Genomic DNA, 24,098 nt, shown 5'->3' on the forward strand with positions numbered 1-24,098 from the left:
ACGAACGATCAAGATAAACGGTTCTTAATCGTTTTTATCGGTTTTCACGAAAATCTGCAGCTGTTATGATAGAAGGAGATGTAGTGAGAGGGGGAAGGGCGTTATTTGGTCTGACAGCCGAATGAACGCTTTAACATATGAAAGTACGTAAAAATATGTCCGAACTGTTGGATGAGCTGAAGCGAAATCCAAATGTCGTCCATTGGGAAACCATTCCTGAACAATCGGCAAAAACGGTCGATTTTCCCTTGCAAATGCATGACAAACTCGTGCAAGCATTATATAAAAGGGGCATCCGACAATTATATACCCATCAGGCGGACGCTTTTTCAACAGCCATAAATGGTGAACATCTCGTGACCGTCACACCGACCGCTTCCGGAAAAACGTTTTGTTATAATTTACCTGTACTCCAATCGATCCTAGAAAATCATCATACGCGTGCCCTTTATTTGTTTCCGACAAAAGCTTTGGCACAAGACCAGAAAAGTGAAATGAATGATATGATAGAGGAGATGGGGGTAGCGATCAACAGTTATACCTATGATGGTGATACCCCAGGTAGCATTCGGCAAAAAATCCGCAAAGCAGGACACATCGTTATGACGAACCCGGATATGCTTCATTCGGCTATATTGCCGCATCATACAAAATGGGTGTCGCTTTTTGAAAACCTTCGCTATGTCGTCATTGATGAATTGCATACATACCGCGGGGTTTTTGGCAGCCATGTCGCGAATGTCATTCGGCGGCTGAAAAGGATTGCGGCTTATTACGGAAGCCATCCGACATTCATTTGCACATCGGCAACCATCGCCAATCCGAAGGAACATGCGGAGTATCTGACGGGAACCACCATGAAGTTAATTGCCAATAACGGGGCGCCTTCCGTCAAAAAGCATTTTATTTTTTACAATCCTCCGGTCGTGAATCAAACGCTAAATATTCGAAGGAGCGCTTCCCTAGAAGTGCGGGAATTGGCGAAAACCTTCTTAGAAAATGATGTGCAAACGATCGTTTTTGCTCGAAGCCGGACGAGAGTGGAAATTTTACTAAATTATTTACAATCCATGAATGCCGGACGGAAGGAAAGAGCGGCGATCCGCGCTTATCGCGGCGGTTATTTACCCTCGGAACGACGGGAGATTGAACGTGGTTTAAGAAACGGTGAGATAAAAGGGGTCGTGAGCACCAATGCCTTGGAGCTTGGCGTGGATATTGGCGAATTAGAAGCATGCATTCTCACCGGATACCCCGGATCAGTCGCGAGCACTTGGCAACAAGCCGGCCGTGCCGGACGCCGGGATGATGAAGCCGTCATCGTCCTTGTGGCAACGTCCAATCCGATGGATCAATACATCATCCATCATCCGGATTACTTTTTTCATCGAAATCCCGAGGAAGCCCGCATCAATCCTGATAACATCATCATTTTGGTAGATCATATCAAATGCGCTGCTTATGAACTCCCTTTTCATGAACACGAAACGTTCGATGGCATCGATATCCATGACATTTGCACGTACCTCAGCGATCAGGATGTGTTGCATTTTTCAAGCGGCAGATGGTTTTGGATGAATGATGCTTTTCCGGCAAACAATATCAGCTTGCGTTCAGCTGCCCAAGACAATGTCGTCATCATTGACCAAACCCATACCGGACACAACAGAGTGATTGGTGAAATGGATCGTTTCGGTGCGATGACGATGCTTCATGAAGAGGCGATTTATATGCATCAAGGTGAGCAATATCAAGTGGAGACCCTTGACTGGGACGAGAAAAAAGCGTTTGTCCGTAAAGTGGATGTGAATTATTATACGGACGCCAATCTTGCTGTTCAACTTGATGTGTTGGAAGTCGATAAAATCAGTGAAGAAGCGCTTATCGAACGCGCTTACGGGGATGTCAGCGTGCGGGCGAAAGCGACATTGTTTAAGAAAATTCGCTTTGAAACACATGATAATATCGGTTGGGGGCCGATCCATTTACCGGAGGAAGAAATGCATACGTCTTCTGCTTGGATATCCTTCAAGGATAAACAGACATTTGCCGGAAAGGAAGCGGAAAATGCGCTTCTCGGCCTTTCCCATCTGTTAAAACATGCCGCCCCATTATTTGTGATGTGTGATGTGTCCGACTTGGAGGTCGTACCGATGATTAAGGCCCCTCATAACGGCCACGCTACGATTTTTTTGTACGATAAATATCCTGGCGGCATTGGGCTTAGTGAACGGATTTATGAAAAAATGGACGTCTTACTTCGGGAAGTTTACCAAATGGCGGTAAGCTGCCGCTGTGAATCTGGGTGCCCGTCTTGTATCGGCACAGACCTTGAGGGCGAGGCGCATGGGAAACAAACGATCATAAAATGGCTGAAAACGTTAATAGGTGACAAACATTATGTCTCTTAAAAAACAACTGGAAAGGTATAAAAAGCACCTGAATACGCCGGAAAAGGCGAACCCGGAAAAATCGCCGCATGCCCCCAATGACCGTTTAACCCGAGCCGTCAAGGAGGCGGCGCATGCGCTAGGCGCAGAGCTGCGAACGTTAGATGAGCAGATGATTTTAGTGCGAAAGACGCGTGTGCCGCTTACCGCCCTTCACGGGAGGCGCCCGCTTAAAGATATTTTTCAAGCGGTCTCCCTTTGGCAAACCGGACAGATTCGCCATCCATTATCGGCGAAAGGTCTAAACGCTCAGGACTTATTATTTTTTGATACGGAAACGACGGGGTTATCGTCCGGTGCGGGGCATATGATTTTTCTTCTTGGCTGCGGGGCGATACATGGGGATGAACTTATCATCACCCAATATTTTTTACCGGGACCTGGTCATGAAGCCGCTTTTTATTATCATTTTTTATCTGATGTGAAAGATTTGTCCAATTTAGTCACATTCAACGGAAAGGCCTTTGATTGGCCGCGCGTGAAAACGCGAGTGGCTTTTGTCCGTGATGCCGTACCACATCTTCCGGCATTTGGCCACTTTGATTTGCTTCATGCGAGCCGCCGGCTTTGGAAAAATCAATGGGATTCCGTGCGACTTTCTGTTGTGGAAGAAAATATTCTCGGGTTTCACCGTCAAAATGATATTCCAGGGCACATGGCGCCATTTCTCTACTTTGAATTTTTAAAAAGCCCCAAAGCATCACTTGTTGAAGGGATTTTCCGCCATAATGCGGACGACATCAAAACGTTATTATCGCTTTATAGCCATTTGACACATCTGATTCATTTTCACAACATTGATCCGCATGACGACGAAATATTTGCATTGGCAAGATGGTCATACGCTCTGGGCGAATATGCGACCGCCTTGGACATGCTCGATCAAGTTGAAGCAATAACTCTGACACCTGATACGGCCCGTTTCGTTCGCTTGCGTGCGGATTGTTTAAAAAAAGTGGGGAAACTAAAGGAAGCCTTAGAGATTTATAAAACGTTGGCAGGCCAACCGTGGGTGGAAGACCCTGCGGTATTGATTGAGTGCGCAAAACTTTACGAACACTTTTCCAAGGATTTCGAACAGGCTCTCTACTATGCGGAGAAGGCACATCAATTGCTTTTGAAAAAAACAGGCATGAGTCCAGAACGGTTACATAAAGTTAAATTGGATATCCAAAAACGGCTCAACCGGTTAAGGGAAAAAATCAACGTTTCCTAAGGGAAATTCTCGTTATTTATTCCCCGGGCAAGCGCAAAATTAGCCAGGAATCGCCACCAAATATTGGTGAATTTGTCATTAAAAATTGAAGAAATCCCTCTTTTGTCGAATGACTGTACATCTTATGATTAATACAGATGTTCGAGAAGGGGGTAGGCATCATGATACGACTTCTTGTTTATCTCTTCTTTATCATAATTGGTGCCGTATTTATTTTCATGAATAGCTTTTAATGATCGGTCCATATCGAAGCGATGAAGCGATCAATGGGCTTGATCGTTCGTTGCCAGCTAGTTATTAGAGTGGAGGATGGCGAGAAGAAGTAGTAATATCTATATAAAGAAAGTTCCTGGATTTATCCATTCGTGGACAGGCTTCATCGTAACGTAATATAAACCGATATAAAACATTGACAAGCTATAGGCAGTCTGAAAAAATAAAAATATTAAGGTTTTTTGAGGTGACGAGAATGGATGGTAAATTAACACAATTAACCGCCAAAGATATTTTGGAAAAAGATTTTAAAACGTCATTGCGGGGTTATTCACCGGAAGAGGTAGACCAATTTCTCGATATCATTATTAAAGACTATGAGACGTTAAATAATGAAATTGAACGGTTAAGGCAAGAAAACCAACGGCTACGCCAAGAATTAAGCAACTATAAATCGGAGAAACGCCGTCCATTTGCTGCACAAGGACAAACCAATTACGATATTCTAAAACGTTTATCCAACTTGGAAAAACACGTCTTCGGCAGTCGTCTACACGACTAGCCTCCTTAGTTTTACAATAATTTCCGGTTGAGCATTTGGTCGATGCTTGTTATAATAATAAATCGTGACGTGTTCATTCGCGTTCGGGTAATCGCGGCATTCCCACGGAATGTTGAGGAAAGTCCATGCTCGCACGATCTGTGATGATCGTAGTGTTCGTGCCTGGCGAAACCATAAGCCAGGGTAGTCCGGTTTTGACTGGGCTAACGGCTGGTGTACCGCCTAAGTCTTCGGATATGGCGGTAAACCTATAAAAGTGCCACAGTGACGAAGTTCCGTCGGAAACGGCGGAAGTGGAACGCGGTAAACCCCACGAGCGAGAAACTCAAATTTGGTAGAGGAACCCTCTGGAAGGAAACGAACGGAAGGAGGGACGGGCTACGGGCTCGTAGATAGATGATTACCGCCTGCGTACGAGGAGAAATCCGCAAGAGTACAATGGTACAGAACATGGCTTATAGAACGCGGTGAACACTAGAACGGACGCCCTCATGACTTGAGGGCTTTTATTATACATACTTTTAGTGAGCATCATGACCTGGGTTTTGATGCTTGCGACATTTGGACATGCTGATCGCTTTTAAATTTTCAAAGTAAAAATGGCGATGAAATGAATGTTACTCAAAAGCGCGTTGCAATATGTTATACTCAGATTAAGGGGCTGTCTAAATGGCGGCCTTATTTTTTCGGGATGAATGGAAAAAATGAGTAGAAATAGCGTCCGGAGGTTTTTACATGAATACGGCCCCTCTAAAAATCGTTGCGACAGCTGCGATGGGTATTGAGGCTATTGTGGCTGATGAAGTGAAAAAGCTTGGTTACACCGATGTGACGGTGGAAAACGGAAAAGTGTCCATTTACGGTACCGAGCGGGATGTGGCACGCTTGAACCTTTGGCTAAGAGCAGCCGACCGCATCAAAATTGAAGTCGCGTCATTTCCAGCGACAAGTTTTGAGGAATTATTTGAACGAACAAAGGCCATTCCATGGGCCGATTTTTTACCGGTTAATGCAGAATTTCCTGTCAGTGGCAAATCCGTAAAGTCGGGGCTTTATAGCGTCCCGGATTGCCAGGCGATCGTTAAGAAAGCCATTGTCGAAAGTTTAAGGAAGACATACCGCATCGATTGGTTTAAGGAAGACGGTCCGTTATTTAAAATAGAAGTGGCGCTTTTAAAAGATGTCGCCACATTGTCGATCGATACAAGCGGTAGCGGTTTACATAAGCGCGGTTACCGGTATTTCCATGGGAAAGCTCCATTAAAAGAAACGATGGCAGCCGCGATGATTTATCTCACGCGCTGGACGCCTGACCGGCCATTTGTCGATCCTTTTTGTGGCTCAGGGACTTTACCGATTGAGGCGGCCATGATTGGACAAAATATTGCCCCTGGTTTTAACCGTGATTTTGTTTCAGAAAACTGGCCATGGATCGATAAAAAAGTATGGGACGAGGTACGAACAGAAGCCGAAGATCTTGCCAATTACGATCAGCCGTTAGATATTTCCGGTTTTGACATCGATCATCGCATGGTGGAGTTGTCGATCGCTAATGCCAAAGAAATCGGTCTAAGTGAACTCATTACTTTTAAACAAATGCAAGTCAAAGATTTTCGAACGACCAAAGAATATGGGGTATTGGTTGGAAATCCTCCATATGGTGAACGGCTCGGGACGGATGAGGAAGTGCGCCGGCTTTATCAAGATATGGGTAAGACTTTGCTTCAATATGATACATGGTCCTTTTATTTTCTTGTCAGCCACCCGAATTTTGAAAAACTGTTCGGCAGAAAAGCGTCAAAGAAACGAAAATTGTATAACGGAAACATCCGCACGGATTATTATCAATTTTTTGGTCCGCTGCCACGGAAAAAAGGCGACATTTAGCAGGAATTTCCCCTCCGTTAAAAGAAATGAATCATAAATACATAAAAAAGGTTGTGGGAAAAATGGGGAAGATCCAAGATATAGAAAAACGGTACTTTGACCTTGTCAAAAAGATCAAGCATTATGAAGAAGCCCTTTCCTTAATGGCTTGGGATTTACGGACTGGTGCCCCAAAAAAAGGGGTAGATGGGCGGTCGGAAGTGATCGGAACGTTCTCTGAAGTGGTTTTTCAACTGACAACTTCAGCGGAAATGAAAGCTTGTCTCGATCAATTACGCGAGCCGGCCGTACAAAAGGAATTGTCGGAAATCACCCGACGGTCCGTGGAAAAAAGTGCGAAAGAATATGACCGACTTGTTAAAATTCCGGCGGATGAATTCAAAAATTATGTCATGATTCGCTCAAAAGCAGAAAGTGTTTGGGCGGAAGCAAAAGAGAAATCTGATTTTTCCATGCTTCAACCGTATCTTGAAAAGCTCATCGATTTTAAACATCGAATGGTCGATTATTGGGGCTATAAGGAAAATAAATATGATGCCTTATTAGACCAATATGAACCAGGGGTAACGACGGAGACGATCGACCGGGTGTTTGACGACCTCCGCCGGCAAATTATTCCGCTTGTTCAAGAAATTAAAGATGCTGAAGATCCGGAAAACGACTTCCTCATCGGGTACTTTCCAAAGGAGAAACAGCGGGAATTTTGTTCACATCTGTTAAAAGAAATCGGTTATGACTTTGAGGCGGGTCGCATCGATGAAACGCTTCACCCATTCCAAATCACCCTTAATCCCGGTGATGTGCGGGTGACAACGAACTATAACGAAAACGATGTTCAGTTTGCGCTTTTTGGACTCTTGCATGAAGGCGGCCACGCGCTCTACGAACAAAATATTTCCAAAGAACTGGCCGGAACACCGCTCTACGAAGGAACTTCGATGGGCATCCATGAATCCCAATCCTTGTTTTTCGAAAATTTTATTGGCCGCAGCCGTCCCTTTTGGCACCGCCATTTTGACACATTAAAAAATTATGCCGGTGGGCTGTTGGATCAAATCGACATAGAAAGTTTTTACCGGGCGATTAATGTGGCTGGACCGTCTCTCATCCGCATTGAAGCCGATGAACTCACTTATCCGCTCCATATTATCGTCCGTTATGAAATTGAAAAAGGATTGTTTAACGGGGATTTAAAGGTGAAAGATTTGCCGGGCGTTTGGAATGAAAAAATGGAAGAATATCTCGGCATTCGCCCTGAGCGGGATCGCGACGGCGTTTTGCAGGATATCCACTGGTCGGGAGGAGATTTTGGGTATTTTCCATCCTATGCGCTTGGCTATTTATATGCGGCACAATTCAAACATGCCATGCTGAAAACTGTGCCGAATTTTGATGATTGCTTGGCCGAGGGGAATTTGGCGCCAATTTTAAGCTGGCTATCTAAACACATTCACCAATACGGCGCGCTGAAAACACCAACGGAAATTTTGGAAGATGCCACGGGTGAACCGCTTAACGCGAAATACTTGGTGGATTATTTAACAAATAAATATAAAGACGTTTACCGCTTATAAGGTCATATACAGTGACAAGGGAATTTTTTGAAAAGAGGTTTAACACATGGCCATTCACTATCCGACAAGCGAGGAAATAAAAGATATTTTGCGCACCAAGAAACGGATTGCGGTCGTCGGTCTTTCCGCCGACCCCGCTAAGCCCTCGTATGAAGTGGCACACTATATGCTTACACACGGGTATGACATTATTCCAGTTAATCCGAATGTCGACCATGTATTCGGCATCCCATCAGTCCCAAGTTTAAAGGATATAAAGGGACATGTAGACATTGTAAACGTCTTTCGTAGACCTGAATACTTAATGGAAGTGGCCAAGGAGACGGTGGCGATTGGTGCGGATGTATTTTGGGCCCAGCTGGGATTAGAAGACCAAGAGGCCTTTGACTTTTTACAATCCAAAGGGATCACGACTGTTATGAATCATTGTATAAAAGTGGAACATATGAAACATATCGGTTAATGGGTTTAACCTGAAAGAAAAATTTGACTGGGCTTTACAAGAACAAATGTTCTGATATGATAGTAGATGGAAGGCGTTTGGAAGGGAGTTTTTAGATGGCAAACGCGGCATATACAGAAGATACAATACAGGTATTAGAGGGGCTGGAAGCGGTCCGAAAACGCCCTGGAATGTACATAGGTTCTACGGATGCCAGGGGACTGCATCACCTGGTTTATGAAATTGTTGATAACGCTGTTGACGAAGCGCTCTCCGGCTTTGGTAATGAAATCTATGTCACCATCCATGAAGATGATAGCATCAGCGTTCGGGATCATGGCCGCGGCATGCCGACGGGTATGCATAAAACGGGCAAACCAACACCGGAAGTGATCTTTACGGTGCTCCATGCTGGCGGAAAGTTCGGCAGTGAGGGTGGCTATAAAACAGCCGGGGGTTTGCATGGTGTCGGCGCTTCTGTCGTCAATGCTTTATCCGAATGGCTCGTCGTCACCATTACACGGGATGGTTTTAAATATCGGCAGCGCTTTGAACATGGCGGAAAACCGGTAACGACGCTTGAAAAGATTGGTACAGCGCGAGGAAGCGGGACGACGATCCATTTTAAACCGGACCCGTCCATATTCAGCGCGACCCGTTTTAATTTTGAAATTCTAAGCGAGCGGCTGCGGGAAGCGGCTTTTTTACTCAAAGGATTAAAAATCACCCTTGACGATTTGCGCACGGGTGTCAAAGAAACCTATCATTACGAAACGGGACTGGAAGCTTTTATCGATTATCTAAATGAAGACAAGGATACGCTGCACCCAGTCGTTTCTTTTGAAGGCATCCAGAACGGCATAGAAGTGGACATTGCCTTTCAGTTTAATGACGGTTATTCCGAAAACATATTATCTTTTGTTAATAACGTCCGCACGAAAGATGGCGGCACCCACGAATCCGGGTTTAAAACAGCGATGACCCGTGTGTTCAACGACTATGCGCGAAAAAGCGGCCTTTTAAAAGAAAAGGACAAAAACTTAGAAGGCTCCGATATTCGCGAAGGATTTACCGGCATTGTTTCCGTTCGTGTACCGGAGCACCTCCTGCAATTTGAAGGCCAGACGAAAGGCAAACTTGGGACGAGTGAAGCGCGATCTGCGGTCGATACTGTCGTGTCCGAAAAATTAACTTATTTTTTGGAGGAAAATCCACCGATCAGCGACATGCTGATCCGAAAAGCGATAAAGGCCGCACAAGCCCGGGAAGCGGCCCGTAAAGCACGCGAAGAGGCGCGTTCTGGCAAAAAAGGTAAGCGAAAAGAAGCCGTCTTGAGTGGGAAATTGACGCCGGCCTCATCCAAAAACCCGCAAAAGAATGAATTGTTTCTCGTGGAAGGAGACTCTGCAGGCGGAAGTGCCAAGCAAGGGCGTGACCGCTCTTTCCAGGCTGTTTTGCCTTTGCGCGGAAAAGTCATTAATACAGAAAAAGCGAAACTCAGCGATATTTTAAAAAACGAAGAGATAAATACCATTATTCATGCGATCGGAGCCGGTGTTGGTCCAGAATTCAACGTTGAAGACACGAACTATAATAAAATCATTATTATGACGGATGCCGACAATGACGGCGCCCATATCCAAGTTTTGCTTTTAACGTTCTTTTATCGGTATATGCGCCCGTTAATTGAAGCGGGGAAGGTTTACATCGCACTACCGCCGCTATACAAGGTAAGTAAGGGCAGTGGCCGCAAAGAAGTCATTGAATATGCATGGGATGATAAAGGTTTAAAAGCAGCCATCAAAAAAGTAGGGAAAGGTTATACGGTGCAAAGATATAAGGGCCTCGGCGAAATGAACGCTGACCAGTTATGGGAGACGACCATGAATCCTGAAACGCGGACACTCATTCGTGTCAAAATCGATGACGCCGCACGTGCCGAACGGCGCGTTTCGGTCCTTATGGGTGATAAAGTTGAACCGCGCAGGAAATGGATTGAATCACATGTCGCTTTCGGGCTCGATGAGGAAACAAATATATTAGAAAATGAAAATCTTACGATGACGGAAGGGGCGGCAAACCTTGGCTAATACCGAGAAACTTTTAGATTTACCGCTCGAGGAGGTCATCGGTGACCGCTTCAGCATTTACAGTAAATACATCATTCAGGATCGGGCTTTACCCGATGTCCGGGACGGCCTGAAACCGGTACAGCGCCGGATTCTTTATGCGATGTACCGGGATGGAAACACGAGTGATAAGCCGTTTCGTAAAGCGGCCAAAACCGTTGGGAATGTTATCGGCAACTACCATCCGCATGGAGATGTTTCGGTTTATGATGCGATGGTGCGCATGAGCCAAGACTGGAAAGTGCGGAATGTGCTGATCGAAATGCACGGCAATAACGGGAGTCTTGACGGGGACCCGCCGGCCGCCATGCGTTATACGGAGACGCGGTTATCTGCGATCGCATCAGAACTTCTGCGGGATATCGATAAAGAAACGGTGGACTTTATTCCGAATTTTGATGATTCGACAGAGGAACCCGTTGTTCTGCCATCGCGATATCCGAACTTACTCGTCAACGGTTCGACTGGGATTTCAGCAGGATACGCGACAGAGATTCCACCGCATAATCTTGGTGAAGTGATTGATGCCGCCATTTTGGTTATGGAACAACCCCATTGCACCATTGATGAGCTGATGCAGGTCGTCAAAGGCCCAGATTTTCCAACAGGAGGCATACTCCAAGGCCTTGACGGTGTCCGAAAAGCCTACGAAACAGGAAAAGGCAAAGTGGTTCTCCGAGGTAAAGCAGCGATTGAGTCGATACGTGGCGGACGCGAGCAAATCGTCATCACCGAACTTCCATATGAAGTCAATAAGGCGAATCTCGTGAAAAAAATGGAGGAACTCCGGCTTGACCGCAAAGTTGAAGGGGTCGCCGAGGTCCGCGATGAAACCGACAGGACGGGCACCCGCATTGTCATCGAATTGAAAAAAGACGCCGATGCGTCGGGCATCCTTAATTATTTTTACAAGAATACGGATTTGCAAATTACTTATAACTTTAATATGGTCGCCATTCATAACAAAGCGCCGAAGCAAATGGGACTTAAGCAAATCCTTCAGGCTTATATTGACTATCAGAAAGAGGTCATCACCCGCCGCACCCAACACGAGCTAGAAAACGCCCGTGACCGCCGCCATATCGTTGAAGGCTTGATCAAAGCGGTTTCGATCCTCGATGAAATCATTGCCTTGATTCGGGCATCGAAGGACAAAAAAGATGCCAAAGAGAATTTATCCACCAAATTTGGTTTTACGGAACGCCAAGCTGAAGCCATTGTGACTTTGCAACTTTATCGTTTAACGAATACCGATATTGTTTCTTTACAAAAAGAAGCAGATGAATTAGATTTTACGATTAAGAGACTTGAAGGGATTCTGTCATCAGATAAAAAGCTGATTAGCGTTATTAAGAAGGAATTAAAAGAAATTAAGGACCGTTATAGTGATCCGCGCCGAACAAAAATTGAAAAAGAGATCGAGGAAATTAAAATTGACCTTGAAGTAACGGTCGCTTCCGAAGATGTGAAGGTTGCCCTTACAAAAGAAGGTTACATCAAACGCGCGAGTCTCCGCTCTTATGCAGCCTCAAATGGGGAAGAGACGGGTATGAAAGATGGGGACCGCCTACTCTTTCAGGACACCCTTAATACAACGGAACACTTACTTGTGTTTACAAATAAGGGGAACTATCTTTATTTACCGGTTCATGAAATACCGGATAAAAAATGGAAAGAACTTGGACAACATATCGCGCAGATCATACCGCTTGCTGCGGATGAAGCGGTTGTTAGCGCCGTAAAAGTCAGTGATTTTTCGGCAGAACATTTCATCACATGCCTGACAAAAGGCGGGATGATCAAGCGGACAGCCCTCGAACAATACAAGGCTCAACGGTATTCGAAACCGCTTGTGGCGATCAAATTAAAGGACAACGATGAATTAGTGAATGCGTATTTAACTGACGGAACGATGAACATACTGATCGTCACGCGAAATGGTTATGGTCTCTGGTTCGATGAAGATGAAGTAAGCCCAATTGGTATTCGGGCAGCAGGCGTGAAGGCCATTAACCTCAAGGATGACGATGATGTCGTTTGCGGCCTTATCTTCCCAATCGGAGCTAACCCGGATCTCTTATTGGCCACCCACCGAGGGTCCGTCAAGAAGATGTCCATATATAACAGCTTGGAAAAATCGGTACGCGCACGTCGGGGCTTTGTCATGCTCCGCGAACTTAAAAAAGAACCGCACCGGATTTGCGGCGCATTGATCGTTGAGGACGGGGATCATGTCCTTTTGCGCACTGAAAAGGGGCATTCCATAGAAATCGCCATTAGTGATCTTCGTCATGTTGACCGTTATAACAATGGTTCATTTGTGGTTGACCAAGAGACGGACGGAGAAGTTGTCGATGTCTGGAAGGTCATTAAAGAGGAAGAATAACCCGTGAAAAGGTTGATTCATAAGGGACCGGGTGTTACACCCGGCCCGGGTATTGAGCCAACCTTTTATATTTATTCATTAAGTGAAGTTCACTGCGCTGAGTTCACTGCAATCTACAACGGTGACACCTGTAGCTGTGAGGAAAAAGGCAAGACCTTGTTTCTCATCAACTGTCACAAAGTTTGTCACCGTGACCGTCGCACCGTCAACGACAATGGAATCAACGGCCGTATTCGGGTCTGTCGTTAACAATTGTTGACAAATCGGACTTAATGATGGTGTTGACATAAGATTACCCCCCTTTTTTAAAAGGTCTGACTAATTAACGAAGTTCACCGCGCTGAGCTCCCTGCAATCCACAAGCGTGACCCCAGTATCCGTTAAAAAAGTTGCTAGACCTCGAGCTTCATCAAGATTTACAAAATTTGTTGTCGTTAAGGTGGCACCGTCTACAACGAGCGTATCCACTTCCTCATTGGGGTCAATGGTTTGCAGTTTTTTACATAAGGGGCTTAAAGCAGCCGCCAAAATGCTCACCTCCTTTAAAAGGAGTCAACATATTATATACAAGCGTGAAATACCCGAACTAGTTGACATGACCTATTATTTACAAAAATGGTTTTTTGATAGAATGTAAATGCCCTAAAAGAGGGACATTGGCTTATTTTTGCCCAAAATGCTTTTTACATGGCCCGCAACAACACGTTAAGACATACATCTATAGAAAGATTAAAAAAACGAGGTCATGCCTATGAACCGAATTTACTATAAATCAGGGTTGTTGCCACCGATATGTAAAACGAAAAAGCTCCCAACCATAAAGTCGCGGTCTGTTTATCGAAAACGCGAGGATAAAGAAAGCCTTCGTCTAAAAGCTAAGCGCTCGGAATCTCTTGAGCCATTTGAGCATCGCATCAATCTTGACATCAATCACTCGCTATTATCTGAACTCCCCCATTTCAACAGACAGAAAAAACAATTGGGGCAATTAATAGACACCTTTCACAAACATCATCGAAAAATATCACAAATCCGTTCAGCGCAAAAGAAAAGAGCGAAAGAGGTACGAAAGATTCGCGAAGTATTGAAAAATATCCAACAGAAACAAACGGAATTCACTTCAGAGCTGCAAATGATTCAGACTCATTATCGTGAGTTGTTTCACGCCCTTGAGAATATTACCAACCGATTGGATGTGACGCCATGGGAAAAAGCTTTAGAACGCCATTTTCAATCCATTGAGGATCGGGTAAATCATCAAGATTCTCGGATGAGAAAGGACATCCAGGATATCAAAACTGAAATTCAATCGTTTCGGTCGGAGTTTGATCGCATAAACCAATTGTATGAGGAGCAGCTCGAAGAGGAAAGGGAACAATTTCGCTTGATTGAAAAAAATCAGAAGGCACAGTTGGAGGCGATGAAATCCTTATTTGATGACAGCCGCTCTGTGCTTAATCAGAAGTTGTCACAAAATGAAAAGGAGCTAACAGGTTTGAAAGATTCCTTCCATTCATTGTTAGCGTCCCATGAGGATTTAGCTAAGCAAATGCAGGAGTATTTTGAAGCGGGGCTAATACCAGTCTTGAATCTTATGACAACGGGTAGCGCTTTAAAAAGCATATTGGTTTCCGGAGTAGCGATTCCGGTTGAGAAATTCCTGCATTTCGATAAGCACCGACACGTTGCCTTTTTTTTAACGGCGGAGCAAACGATGTTCATTACAGATATTAAGAATATACAAGGGATAGAATTTTAAAAATAATAAAAATACAAATTGCCAGTATTTGGAGTACGGAGTAAAATAGATAAAAAAATGGCCTGCTTGGAGGCGTGACATGGGGAAACATTTATCGGTGACACCCACGGATTGTTTCATTGACGAACCAATCACCGTGACAGTCAAACAGTTGCACCCTTTTGAAATCGTTGAGCTCTACACCGAGATGAGAGATAATTTCGGGGGTTATTGGTCGGCACATGTTATGGTGCAAGCAGATGTTAACGGAACGGTGGATCTTTCGAAGGCTATGCCGATTCTCGGTTCCTATTCCACACCAGATGCGATGGGGCTTTTTTGGTCCATGAAGCGAGACAGATTTAAGGACAACGGTGTGAGAACACCATTAAAACCTTTAAAAACGTTCGTTACACTCAGAAGAAACGGAGCAGTTGAAGAGATTGTGACCGTCACGAGACATTTGCTTCAACCTTCACTGATTCGGGAGGATGTTCGAGAAAACGGGATTGTCGGCGTTTTTTATCACCATGGTGACAAAAGACCGCGGCCAACGCTCATCGTATTGGGAGGCTCAGAAGGGGGATTGTGGGAAGGACAAGCAGCGCTTTTGGCAGCAAAAGGCTTTAACGCTTTTTCCCTCGCTTATTTCGGAATGAAAGGTCTACCATCACAACTTGTGAATATTCCTTTAGAATATTTTCAAAACGCATTAGAATGGCTTGCGCACCGCTCGAATGTTGATACCAATAGAATTGGACTGGTAGGAACTTCGAAAGGCGGGGAATTGGCATTGTTACTAGCTAGTCTGGAACCTAAAATTAAAGCGGTCGCCGCTTATGTTCCGAGTTCGGTCGTTCATATGGGGTTAGGTGAAGCCGATAACGGTCAAGCCCCATCTTCTTGGTCTTTAAAGGGAAAACCTTTGCCGTTTGCTTTTAATAAAGAAAAATCAAAAAAGCTTACAAATATGATTATGGACCAAAGAAACGCCGGTCAAATGATCAGTTATCGGGAGTGGTATAGAGTTCATGCCGAAGCGGCGTCTGAGGATGCCTTCATCCCGGTAGAAAAAATAAATGGCGCGGTTCTCGTGATATCTGGAGGAGACGATCACTTATGGCCATCTGCTCTTTTTGGCGAACAAGTGATAGAACGTTTAAGGAGGAGTCAATTTAAACATTCGTTTAAACATTGCCGTTATCCGAAGGCAGGTCATGCTATAGGATATCCTGGGATGCCAACAACCGACTCAACGAAGTTTGTTTACGGGTCGTATGACTTAAAGGCCGGCGGTACTTCTGAAGATAACTATCGAGCCCAAGCCGATGCTTGGCGAAAAACTGTTGCCTTTTTTAAAGAAAAACTGTAGGGCGTATAAAAGAGACGGACCATGTAAGGTCCGTCTCTTTTCGTTATTGATTTTGGTTTCCGAATCCACCCATGTTTTTGTTACGTTGTGACTGTTGATTTTGCTTACGCACTTGTTGAACATTCGTTGCGGAAGCAAATTCAGTGTTGTACTGAGAACCAAAGGCAGTATTTGCTGCGTTCAATTGATTTTTTACATTTTGTACGCTTTGCTGCAACTGTTGCAACTGATTAGCCGCTTGGGTTTCACGCTTGGCAAAGGTTTGAGAAGCGGTTTGTTGTGCGTTTTGTTGCTCTTGTTGGGCGAGTTGCTGCGCCGTTTGATTGATTTTGTTCAACTGTTGATTGATGCCTTGGTTCTTAAACTGGTTGTTCATCCGGAAACCCTCCGATAAAGATTAGTCTGAGGCTAACCTCCTTAGTTATTATGGATGATTCGCTCAAGATCATGCCGTTTATTATTTGGAAAAACCAAAATTCATTTGGATTTTTTTCTTGAAAACGACAGGACTTTATGTTAGATTAAAAACATCTACTTTAGTACTTTAGTTAGCTAATGTACCAGTGAATGAAAGAATAGCTGCTTGGGATGTGAATGACATGCTTTTACCGCTTGGAAGTGCAGATGAAATCGGGCCATCGGTGACGAACCGACATGTTGTGCTCGAGAAATTTCGGAAAGTAACAGCGGACAGAGGATTTAGGGAAATTGCCACACCTGTCGTGGAATATGCCTCGACGTTTATCCATCCATCTGTCGGTATGATGCTTCAAGATATGATGAAATGGTTTAATGCCCAAGGTGAGATTGAGGTGCTCCGTCCAGATTGGACGACAGCTATTGCTCGGGCATTAGGTGGGCGACCGATATCGCATCAAAAATGGGCGTATCAAGGTCCTATATATGACCTGCGAAAACCTGGACTTGAACGGCACCAAGCCGGCATTGAAATTATTGATTTACCGGAACTATTGGGAGAAGTGGAGTGTCTCTTGACGGCTGTTGCCTTTTTGAAAAACCTCAAGATCGGACCAGTTATCATTGAACTTGCCCACGCAGCGATTTTCGATCAGTTTGTTCAACCGTTAGGCTTAGAAGAGGAAACGAAAGAAAAGTTGCGAAAAGCGATGCACGATAAGCGCAAGGATGAAGTGGCTTCCCTTGTCACAAAATATGGCGATGCGGTAGCGGTGAACGCCTTCATGGATTTAATCGATGCGTACGGAACGAGCACCATTTTGGAGGTCTATCAGGAGAAATGGTGTGGTCAGCCCGAACGGCTGTCCGTCCTTAACCATTTAAGAAAATTAGTAGCCGTTTTACAGGATTGCGGTGTGGATGATGTTTTAATCGATTTGGGGAGCGTGAAAAAGATGCCTTATTATTCCGGAACCCTATTCCGCGGGTTTATCAAAGCAAACGGCAATGTTTGTTTTTCCGGCGGCCGTTACGACCCGCTTTATGACTATTTTGGGAAAAAGACGACGGCTGTGGGTCTTGCTTTTGATGTGGATGTTCTCGCGGACGAACTCCGACCGGAACCCAAACGGGAACGGATATGTCTTGTGGCGACCGAAGACACGTTGGCTCAAGCCGAAAAATTAAGGCAGCAATTTCCTAACGCCATCGTTGATATCCGTTTTTCTGCCGATGGCACATATGACCGCGTTGTATATGTAGAGAAAGACCCACAGAATGAAAAGGCGGTGGATGCACATGGTTCCTTGTATAGCCCTGAGTAAAGGTCGTTTGGAAAAAGCAGCTATTGATTTTTTTGAAGCCGAACCCCTCGTCGACAAAGGTCGAAAATTATGCATTGAGACAAATCGATATCGATTTATTTTTGCTAAAGGCATCGATGTTGCGACTTATGTGGAATACGGGATAGCCGATCTTGGAATTGTTGGTGAGGATATCTTATTGGAGTACCAACCGGATGTGTTTGATCTTTTTCCGCTTTCTTTCGGTCAATGTCGGTTTTCTCTTGCTGGAAAACCCGGGCACATCGTTACAGGTCCTAAAAAACGGATAGCCACGAAGTATCCGAATATTACGCTGAATTATTTTCGAAAAAGAGGTGAGTCCGTCGATATCGTGAAGTTGGAAGGGTCGGTCGAATTGGCCCCCGTGTTAGGGCTTGCTGATGCCATCGTCGATATCGTTGAGACGGGCTCGACATTAAAAGAAAATGGATTGGTCGTTTATGATGACATTCGGCCGATTTCAGCGCGTTTGATCGCCAATCGTTCCGCTTTAAAGGTGAAACGAGAGGTGTTGAAACCGTTGCTTGAACGTTTTCAGGAAAAGGAAGTGGGCGCATGATTGCGGACTATACGGTTCAAGAATTTAAAACCGCCTTTTTAAGACCATCTAAAAGAAGCGTGGATGAGGACGTTTTACGGGTTGCTGCTGATATCATAAGGAAAGTCCGGACGGATGGAGAGAAAGCGCTTCGGGAAATTGTTCGCGAGTTAGATGGTTTTGTTCCGGAACAATGGACAGTGAGCGATGCAGAACGCAAAGCAGCATGGGATAAGGTGCCGGAGGTGTTATTAGAGGCAATGGAAAAAGCCGCGGACAATATTCGCCGTTTTCACGAAAAACAGTTGCCGACATCACGTATCATGACAATGAGTGAAGAGCACCTCGCCGGGCAACTGTTCCGCCCGTTGGAGCGTGTGGCCATTTATGTCCCAGGTGGGACAGCTAAATACCCTTCCACTGTTTTGATGACCGCGATTCCCGCTGTCTTGGCTGGTGTTCGGGAAGTCGTGATGACAAGTCCTGTCGGAATTTCTGGGGTTATGGATCCAGCGCTGATTGTCGCCGCTGATCTTGCCGGGGTGAAGTCCATTTATAAAATCGGCGGTGCTCAAGCCATTGCTGCGTTCACTTACGGGACAGAAACGATTCCATCCGTCGATAAAATCGTCGGACCTGGGAACCGTTATGTGGCTGCGGCAAAAGCGCTTGTATATGGGGATGTGGGCATTGATATGATTGCTGGACCTTCAGAGGTGGCGATTATCGCCGATGACTCGGCCAACCCCGCTTATGTCGCAGCAGATCTTATCGCCCAAGCTGAACATGATGGAGATGCTCGTACCTTTTTGTTTACGGATTCGGCGTCAATTATTCTTGAGACGAAAAAAGAGCTGGAGAAACAATCCGCTCGCCTTCCCCGGTATGACATCATCAAAAGGTCATTATCCCGAAGAAGCGCGATCGTCTTGGTTGCCTCACTAAACGAAGCGTTTTCTCTTGTCAATGACTTGGCACCGGAACATTTGGAAATCCAAGTCAAGGATCCGTTGCGCTGGCTTGGAGCGGTTAAGAATGCCGGTTCTGTATTTCTCGGACATTTTACCCCTGAGGCGCTTGGTGATTATTTTGCTGGCCCCAATCACGTATTACCGACATCCGGTACGGCTCGCTTTTCTTCGGGCCTTTCAGTGGATGATTTTATGAAAAAAACGACCTATCTATTTTATTCGGAAAAAGCGCTGCGGGAAGCGGCGCCGTATGTGGAACGCTTTGCCCGCTACGAACAACTGGACGCTCACGCAGAAGCCGTTAAAGTGAGGGTGGAATCATGAGAGCGATGATTCGTGAGCTGACGCCTTATCACGTGAAAAACGCTGAAGGGTATACTTTGTTGGATAATAACGAAAACTTTCTGAACTTGCTTCAGGACATAGATCTGAACGTCATCAAACAAAACGTTGCCATCAATCGCTATCCGAGCGACAATGTCGATCGGCTGGTTGCGGCATATGCGGCTTACGTTGGACTACCGGCAGAGAATGTTTTGGCGGCAAACGGATCGGATGAATGGATTGCATTAATCTGCCAATTCGCCCTCGACCCAACCGATACCATGATGGTCGTCTCACCCGATTTTTCGATGTATGAAAAAAATGGCCGCTTGCTGGGGGCAACGGTTCAATCGATCGCATTAAACGAAGATTTTTCGTTACCGCTTCAGACTATGCTTCAAGAAATCGAACAATGGCGGCCAAAATGCTTGTTCTTATCCAATCCATGTAATCCCACCGGAAGACGATACGAGGTAAGCGACTTGGATACCCTCGCTATAGCGATGGCAAACGTTGGCGGTTATTTTGTAGTAGATGAAGCGTATATCGAATTTGCTGGTGGTTCTTATACAGAAAAAGCGATTCGCAATGAAAATGTAATCGTCTTGCGGACGGCTTCCAAAGCATTAGGAATGGCGGGCCTAAGGCTTGGCTTTCTCATCGCCAACCGCGAGCTCATTAATGACATTTTGCGCATCAAGCCGCCCTATAATGTGAATCAAATGTCCGCAGTCATTGGTGCGGCCATTTTAAGCCAACCTGGGTTGCTTCGAGAATCCCTCAAAAGACAAAAACGGCAAATCGAACAACTAAAAGTGATTTTGGAGGAATTCTCAAGCCGTCACAAAAAGGTTCAAATCTATCCGAGTCACACCAATTTTTTCTTAATGGAAACGCCGGATGCTTTGGATTTATACCAATTTTTAAATCGTCATAAAATCAGGGTTCGCGCTTTTGGTGACGGCCGATTGCGTCATTGTTTGAGAATATCTGCCGGCTCGGAAACGGAACTCACCGCATTGAAAAAATCCTTAGAGGAATGGAGTCTTTCGGCATGCGACAGGCAAGCAAACTAAGGAAAACTTGTGAAACAGCGATTGAAGTCACCTGTGATTTGGATGATGACACAACTATTGATATTAAAACCGGCATCGGTTTTTTTGACCATATGTTAACGGCTTTGGCTCGACATGGCCGCCTTGGCTTAAAAATTAAGGCTGAGGGGGATTTAGATGTGGATGGCCATCATACAGTGGAAGATATCGGAATTGTTCTTGGGCAAGCGTTGCGCGAGGCGTTAGGGGATAAAAGGGGCATCAATCGGTATGGGGCCTGTTACGTGCCTATGGACGAAACCTTAGCATTTGTGGCCGTCGACGTGAGCGGCCGGCCTTATCTCCACTTTGATGCGGAATTTAAAAATCCGAAATGCGGCGATTTTGATACGGAATTAACGAAGGAGTTTTTTCGCGCTTTTAGCAATCATGCCGGAATTACTTTACATGCCAAAATTTTGTACGGGGAGAACACGCACCACAAGATCGAAGCCTTGTTTAAAGCTTGCGGCCGTGCTCTCTGTGAGGCCGTTACCGTCAATCCCGCGATTCGGGGTGTGAATTCGACAAAAGGGATGATCGAATGATTGGCATCGTGGATTATGGCATGGGTAATGTCGCAAGTCTATCTAATGCCTTGCGTTTCCTAGGTTATGAACCTGTGGTCACCGATCAATCAGATGTTCTGGGGCGCGCTTCTCACATTATTTTACCCGGTGTCGGTTCCTTTAAAGCGGCGGTGGATGAAATGGATCAAAGAGGCTTGCGAAGCGTTCTAAAGGCGCTCGTTCAAGAAAAACCGTTACTTGGCATTTGTCTCGGCATGCAGCTCCTTTTTACAACGGGAACCGAAGGCGGAATTTCCAAGGGTTTGGACATCCTTCCAGGAACAGTTGAGAAATTACCGACCCATTTGTGTTTGCCCCATATTGGTTGGAATCCGCTCGATGTCGTTCAAGATGATGCCGCGTTCAGACCATTCCAAGGGAAAGCCGTTTATTTCGTGCATTCTTACGGGGTGAACACAAATGCAGAATACATCGTTGCGACGGCCGAGTATGGCCTACCGGTGCCAGCCATTGTAAGAAAAGGGAAGGTATTCGGCATGCAGTTTCATCCGGAAAAGAGCGGACCAGTCGGCTTAGCGATGTTAAAAATCTTTTTAGGAAATGAGGCAAAAGCATGAGAATCATTCCAGCGATTGACTTAATCCACGGCCGCTGTGTGCGTCTTTATCAGGGTGACTATAAGAAAGCCACCCAAGTCGCTGATGATCCGGAAGCACAGCTCCAACGCTTTATTGACAGTGGGGCTGAAATGGTTCATATCGTGGATTTGGACGGGGCAAGGACCGGGTTGCCGGAGCAACTACCACTCATTGCCGCCTTATGTTCCCAATCTTCCATACCCATTGAGGTGGGTGGCGGCATCCGCAATTTGCAAACGGTAGAACGGTATTTGGAAGCCGGCGTTTCTAGGGTTGTCTTAGGGACGGCAGCCATTGAAGATAAAGCTTTTTTGCAAACGGCTCTCACACAATATGGGGCTGCGGTTGCCGTTGGGGTGGATGCCAAAGAGGGTAAAGTCGCCACGCGCGGATGGGAAAAGGTCACAGAGACTGACTATTTACTTTTTAGTAAAGAATTGGAGACGATGGGAGCCCAAACGATTATTTTTACCGATATTGCAAAAGATGGCACGATGGCAGGTCCGAATCTCGAAGCCTTTCAGCGATTAAAGACTGAAGTCCAATGCCGGATCGTCGCATCCGGCGGCATTCGCCATATGGATGATATACAGGCTTTAAGCGACATCGGCATTGAAGAAGCGATTGTCGGTAAAGCCATCTATGAAGGGCGCATCGTACTTAGGGGGAGTCGGCGTTGATCACGAAACGAATCATTCCTTGCCTCGATGTCAAAGATGGGAAGGTGGTCAAAGGCACTCATTTTGTTTCACTTAGGGATATGGGTGATCCAGTAGCTTTGGCCAAGTATTATTCCGAAAATGGTGCGGATGAATTGATTTTTCTCGATATTTCCGCGACCAATGAGGGTCGCAGGACGATAGTGGATATCGTCCAAGAAACGGCAAAAAACGTATTTGTACCGTTTACCGTTGGCGGCGGGGTGCGAACCATCGATGATATGACAAGGCTTTTACAGGCTGGCGCTGATAAGGTTGGAGTTAATTCCGCAGCCGTCGAACAACCGGAATTAATCCGAGAGGCGTCTCTGCGCTTTGGCTCCCAATGTATTGTTATCGCGATCGATGCCAAATGGATGCCCGATGGCTCATGGCATGTCATGGTCCATGGTGGGAAAAAGGATACAGGGATGAACGCTGTTGAATGGGCGAAAACAGCGGAAAGACTTGGAGCCGGTGAAATCCTCTTAACCAGTGTGGATACAGATGGGGTAAAGACTGGGTTTGATTTACCGCTTTCGAAAGCTGTAACGGATGCGGTGGCGATTCCGGTCATTGCTTCAGGCGGTGCGGGTGCCCCTGAACATTTTGCGGAAGTATTCACTGAGACAGATGTTTCAGCCGCGCTTGCTGCATCCATTTTTCATGAGAAGACTTTTACGATCGAACAAGTTAAAAAGGTATGCCGACAGCAGGGAGTGATGATCCGTGAATCCTGATTTTTCGAAAGGGTTACTGCCCGCCATCATCATTGATGATCAATCTGGCGATGTTCTCATGCTCGCTTATGTTAACGAGATTTCTTATAAAAAAATGTTAGAGACAGGGGAAACGTGGTTCTATTCCCGATCGCGTCAAGCGCTTTGGCATAAAGGCGCCACTTCCGGCCATAAACAACGCGTAAAAGCGATCCAACTAGATTGCGACCGCGATGCGCTGATGATCCGCGTTGAACCCATGGGTCCGGCCTGCCATACGGGAGCGGACACGTGCTTTTATAATGAACCCATCTATCAAGATGTCACGAATGATGTTCGTCAACCTCCATCCCTCACCGCCATTCTTGAGCAAGTGATGAACGTGATTGAACACCGAAAAACACATCCTGTTGAGAAATCCTACACGAATTATCTATTCAATAAAGGCACGGATAAAATATGTAAAAAGGTCATGGAAGAGGCTGGCGAAGTCGTCATCGCCGCTAAAAACAAAAACGCGGACGAACTCATCCAGGAATTTTGCGATTTGTTGTATCACAGCCTTGTTCTTCTATCTAACGAGAATATCCCGTTTGATGCAATCAAACAGGAGCTTGCCAAACGCCATTTGAAAAAAGGAAATTTTAAAGGTGAGCGAGAGACGATCACTAACTGGTAAACCCACCGCATTGAGTATCTATGAACTTTTGGGAATGTTTTATATATCTTTGGAAAATGGGCACCTTAAGATTAAGAACCGTCTTAATTTGCACGATCAGAAAACTATACGCGCTTTAGTGAAAAATGAAATTTAAGTGGTAAGGGCGCATAACCCACTGTCTTGGGCTTCACCC

At 45.4% G+C, this 24,098-nt stretch carries 22 protein-coding genes and 1 other RNA gene; 20 read left to right on the top strand and 3 right to left on the bottom strand.

The genetic code is table 11. The features are described 5' to 3' along the window. Window positions 1-137 precede the first annotated feature (137 nt). The 9 genes from H532_RS0100750 to parC all read left to right on the top strand — a co-directional run bounded on the left by H532_RS0100750 (window position 138) and on the right by parC (window position 12,859). On the top strand, window positions 138-2,411 hold the full coding sequence (locus H532_RS0100750) for a DEAD/DEAH box helicase (RefSeq protein WP_027723863.1): 2,274 nt from the start codon (window positions 138-140) through the stop codon (window positions 2,409-2,411). Then, entirely contained in the window at window positions 2,401-3,666 is a 1,266-nt protein-coding gene (locus H532_RS0100755; protein ID WP_027723864.1) for a ribonuclease H-like domain-containing protein, read from the top strand. Before H532_RS0100750 ends, H532_RS0100755 begins: the two co-directional genes overlap by 11 nt. A gap of 469 nt (window positions 3,667-4,135) precedes the next feature. Further along, on the top strand, window positions 4,136-4,441 hold the full coding sequence (gpsB, locus tag H532_RS0100760; RefSeq protein WP_027723865.1) for a cell division regulator GpsB: 306 nt from the start codon (window positions 4,136-4,138) through the stop codon (window positions 4,439-4,441). 79 nt (window positions 4,442-4,520) lie between these two features. Next, window positions 4,521-4,904: RNase P RNA component class B (gene rnpB / locus H532_RS19760), an RNA gene on the top strand. Between the two features lie 272 nt (window positions 4,905-5,176). After that, window positions 5,177-6,328, top strand: coding sequence for a THUMP domain-containing class I SAM-dependent RNA methyltransferase (locus tag H532_RS0100765; protein WP_027723866.1), 1,152 nt, complete (start codon window positions 5,177-5,179; stop codon window positions 6,326-6,328). Window positions 6,329-6,390: 62 nt separating this feature from the next. Then, a complete protein-coding gene (locus H532_RS0100770) occupies window positions 6,391-7,902 on the top strand; it encodes a carboxypeptidase M32 (RefSeq protein ID WP_051263045.1) in 1,512 nt (503 codons plus the stop codon). Window positions 7,903-7,948: 46 nt separating this feature from the next. Then, on the top strand, window positions 7,949-8,365 hold the full coding sequence (locus H532_RS0100775) for a CoA-binding protein (RefSeq protein ID WP_027723868.1): 417 nt from the start codon (window positions 7,949-7,951) through the stop codon (window positions 8,363-8,365). Between the two features lie 95 nt (window positions 8,366-8,460). Continuing rightward, window positions 8,461-10,434: a DNA topoisomerase IV subunit B gene (gene parE, locus H532_RS0100780; RefSeq protein ID WP_027723869.1), complete on the top strand. Its 1,974-nt coding sequence runs from the start codon at window positions 8,461-8,463 to the stop codon at window positions 10,432-10,434. Continuing rightward, complete coding sequence (gene parC / locus H532_RS0100785; protein WP_027723870.1) at window positions 10,427-12,859, top strand: DNA topoisomerase IV subunit A; 2,433 nt, start codon at window positions 10,427-10,429, stop codon at window positions 12,857-12,859. Before parE ends, parC begins: the two co-directional genes overlap by 8 nt. Before the next feature lie 78 nt (window positions 12,860-12,937). Here parC and H532_RS0100790 read toward each other — a convergent pair whose 3' ends face one another. Both H532_RS0100790 and H532_RS0100795 read right to left on the bottom strand, forming a co-directional pair. Then, on the bottom strand, window positions 12,938-13,147 hold the full coding sequence (locus tag H532_RS0100790) for a hypothetical protein (protein ID WP_027723871.1): 210 nt from the start codon (window positions 13,145-13,147) through the stop codon (window positions 12,938-12,940). 30 nt (window positions 13,148-13,177) lie between these two features. After that, window positions 13,178-13,387 carry a hypothetical protein gene (locus tag H532_RS0100795; protein ID WP_027723872.1) on the bottom strand — a complete coding sequence of 70 codons (210 nt, stop codon included), beginning with the start codon at window positions 13,385-13,387 and terminating at the stop codon, window positions 13,178-13,180. Between the two features lie 223 nt (window positions 13,388-13,610). Here H532_RS0100795 and H532_RS0100800 point away from each other — a divergent pair, with 223 nt between their 5' ends. Together H532_RS0100800 and H532_RS0100805 are read left to right on the top strand one after the other, a co-directional pair. Beyond that, a complete protein-coding gene (locus H532_RS0100800; protein ID WP_027723873.1) occupies window positions 13,611-14,618 on the top strand; it encodes a hypothetical protein in 1,008 nt (335 codons plus the stop codon). A gap of 79 nt (window positions 14,619-14,697) precedes the next feature. Then, on the top strand, window positions 14,698-15,969 hold the full coding sequence (locus H532_RS0100805; RefSeq protein ID WP_027723874.1) for an acyl-CoA thioester hydrolase/BAAT C-terminal domain-containing protein: 1,272 nt from the start codon (window positions 14,698-14,700) through the stop codon (window positions 15,967-15,969). A 43-nt stretch (window positions 15,970-16,012) separates the two neighbouring features. On the opposite strand, the gene H532_RS20760 is transcribed toward H532_RS0100805, so the two are convergent. Beyond that, window positions 16,013-16,345, bottom strand: coding sequence for a gamma-type small acid-soluble spore protein (locus H532_RS20760; protein WP_038111200.1), 333 nt, complete (start codon window positions 16,343-16,345; stop codon window positions 16,013-16,015). Window positions 16,346-16,568: 223 nt separating this feature from the next. Here H532_RS20760 and H532_RS17500 point away from each other — a divergent pair, with 223 nt between their 5' ends. Genes H532_RS17500 through hisIE form a run of 9 tightly spaced genes read left to right on the top strand, consistent with a single transcriptional unit; the run spans window position 16,569 to window position 23,923 of the window. Beyond that, window positions 16,569-17,711: an ATP phosphoribosyltransferase regulatory subunit gene (locus tag H532_RS17500; RefSeq protein ID WP_051263046.1), complete on the top strand. Its 1,143-nt coding sequence runs from the start codon at window positions 16,569-16,571 to the stop codon at window positions 17,709-17,711. Beyond that, window positions 17,686-18,291, top strand: coding sequence for an ATP phosphoribosyltransferase (hisG, locus tag H532_RS0100825; RefSeq protein ID WP_027723876.1), 606 nt, complete (start codon window positions 17,686-17,688; stop codon window positions 18,289-18,291). The genes H532_RS17500 and hisG overlap by 26 nt, the downstream gene beginning before the upstream one ends. Further along, entirely contained in the window at window positions 18,288-19,565 is a 1,278-nt protein-coding gene (hisD, locus tag H532_RS0100830; RefSeq protein WP_027723877.1) for a histidinol dehydrogenase, read from the top strand. Before hisG ends, hisD begins: the two co-directional genes overlap by 4 nt. Next, window positions 19,562-20,641 (top strand): pyridoxal phosphate-dependent aminotransferase, encoded by a 1,080-nt coding sequence (locus H532_RS0100835; protein ID WP_027723878.1) that lies wholly within the window; start codon window positions 19,562-19,564, stop codon window positions 20,639-20,641. Before hisD ends, H532_RS0100835 begins: the two co-directional genes overlap by 4 nt. Continuing rightward, the gene (hisB, locus tag H532_RS0100840) at window positions 20,620-21,207 is read left to right on the top strand and encodes an imidazoleglycerol-phosphate dehydratase HisB (protein ID WP_027723879.1); all 588 of its coding nucleotides are present in this window, start codon (window positions 20,620-20,622) and stop codon (window positions 21,205-21,207) included. The genes H532_RS0100835 and hisB overlap by 22 nt, the downstream gene beginning before the upstream one ends. Continuing rightward, complete coding sequence (gene hisH / locus H532_RS0100845; RefSeq protein ID WP_027723880.1) at window positions 21,204-21,806, top strand: imidazole glycerol phosphate synthase subunit HisH; 603 nt, start codon at window positions 21,204-21,206, stop codon at window positions 21,804-21,806. The genes hisB and hisH overlap by 4 nt, the downstream gene beginning before the upstream one ends. Then, a complete protein-coding gene (gene hisA / locus H532_RS0100850) occupies window positions 21,803-22,507 on the top strand; it encodes a 1-(5-phosphoribosyl)-5-[(5-phosphoribosylamino)methylideneamino]imidazole-4-carboxamide isomerase (RefSeq protein WP_027723881.1) in 705 nt (234 codons plus the stop codon). The genes hisH and hisA overlap by 4 nt, the downstream gene beginning before the upstream one ends. Next, on the top strand, window positions 22,504-23,265 hold the full coding sequence (gene hisF, locus H532_RS0100855) for an imidazole glycerol phosphate synthase subunit HisF (RefSeq protein ID WP_027723882.1): 762 nt from the start codon (window positions 22,504-22,506) through the stop codon (window positions 23,263-23,265). Before hisA ends, hisF begins: the two co-directional genes overlap by 4 nt. Next, window positions 23,255-23,923 carry a bifunctional phosphoribosyl-AMP cyclohydrolase/phosphoribosyl-ATP diphosphatase HisIE gene (hisIE, locus tag H532_RS0100860; protein ID WP_027723883.1) on the top strand — a complete coding sequence of 223 codons (669 nt, stop codon included), beginning with the start codon at window positions 23,255-23,257 and terminating at the stop codon, window positions 23,921-23,923. The genes hisF and hisIE overlap by 11 nt, the downstream gene beginning before the upstream one ends. Window positions 23,924-24,098 lie beyond the last annotated feature (175 nt).

Source organism: Tuberibacillus calidus DSM 17572 (assembly GCF_000430685.1).
Taxonomy (GTDB): Bacteria; Bacillota; Bacilli; order Bacillales; family Sporolactobacillaceae; genus Tuberibacillus; species Tuberibacillus calidus.

What these genes read in the sequence shown, in the direction of transcription:
- H532_RS0100750 (WP_027723863.1), top strand. Translation starts at nt 138, where the DNA reads ATGAAAGTACGTAAAAATATGTCCGAACTGTTGGATGAGCTGAAGCGA.
- H532_RS0100755 (WP_027723864.1), top strand. Translation starts at nt 2,401, where the DNA reads ATGTCTCTTAAAAAACAACTGGAAAGGTATAAAAAGCACCTGAATACG.
- gpsB (WP_027723865.1), top strand. Translation starts at nt 4,136, where the DNA reads ATGGATGGTAAATTAACACAATTAACCGCCAAAGATATTTTGGAAAAA.
- H532_RS0100765 (WP_027723866.1), top strand. Translation starts at nt 5,177, where the DNA reads ATGAATACGGCCCCTCTAAAAATCGTTGCGACAGCTGCGATGGGTATT.
- H532_RS0100770 (WP_051263045.1), top strand. Translation starts at nt 6,391, where the DNA reads ATGGGGAAGATCCAAGATATAGAAAAACGGTACTTTGACCTTGTCAAA.
- H532_RS0100775 (WP_027723868.1), top strand. Translation starts at nt 7,949, where the DNA reads ATGGCCATTCACTATCCGACAAGCGAGGAAATAAAAGATATTTTGCGC.
- parE (WP_027723869.1), top strand. Translation starts at nt 8,461, where the DNA reads ATGGCAAACGCGGCATATACAGAAGATACAATACAGGTATTAGAGGGG.
- H532_RS0100790 (WP_027723871.1), bottom strand. Translation starts at nt 13,147, where the DNA reads ATGTCAACACCATCATTAAGTCCGATTTGTCAACAATTGTTAACGACA.
- H532_RS0100800 (WP_027723873.1), top strand. Translation starts at nt 13,611, where the DNA reads ATGAACCGAATTTACTATAAATCAGGGTTGTTGCCACCGATATGTAAA.
- H532_RS0100805 (WP_027723874.1), top strand. Translation starts at nt 14,698, where the DNA reads ATGGGGAAACATTTATCGGTGACACCCACGGATTGTTTCATTGACGAA.
- H532_RS20760 (WP_038111200.1), bottom strand. Translation starts at nt 16,345, where the DNA reads ATGAACAACCAGTTTAAGAACCAAGGCATCAATCAACAGTTGAACAAA.
- H532_RS17500 (WP_051263046.1), top strand. Translation starts at nt 16,569, where the DNA reads ATGCTTTTACCGCTTGGAAGTGCAGATGAAATCGGGCCATCGGTGACG.
- hisG (WP_027723876.1), top strand. Translation starts at nt 17,686, where the DNA reads ATGGTTCCTTGTATAGCCCTGAGTAAAGGTCGTTTGGAAAAAGCAGCT.
- hisD (WP_027723877.1), top strand. Translation starts at nt 18,288, where the DNA reads ATGATTGCGGACTATACGGTTCAAGAATTTAAAACCGCCTTTTTAAGA.
- H532_RS0100835 (WP_027723878.1), top strand. Translation starts at nt 19,562, where the DNA reads ATGAGAGCGATGATTCGTGAGCTGACGCCTTATCACGTGAAAAACGCT.
- hisB (WP_027723879.1), top strand. Translation starts at nt 20,620, where the DNA reads ATGCGACAGGCAAGCAAACTAAGGAAAACTTGTGAAACAGCGATTGAA.
- hisH (WP_027723880.1), top strand. Translation starts at nt 21,204, where the DNA reads ATGATTGGCATCGTGGATTATGGCATGGGTAATGTCGCAAGTCTATCT.
- hisA (WP_027723881.1), top strand. Translation starts at nt 21,803, where the DNA reads ATGAGAATCATTCCAGCGATTGACTTAATCCACGGCCGCTGTGTGCGT.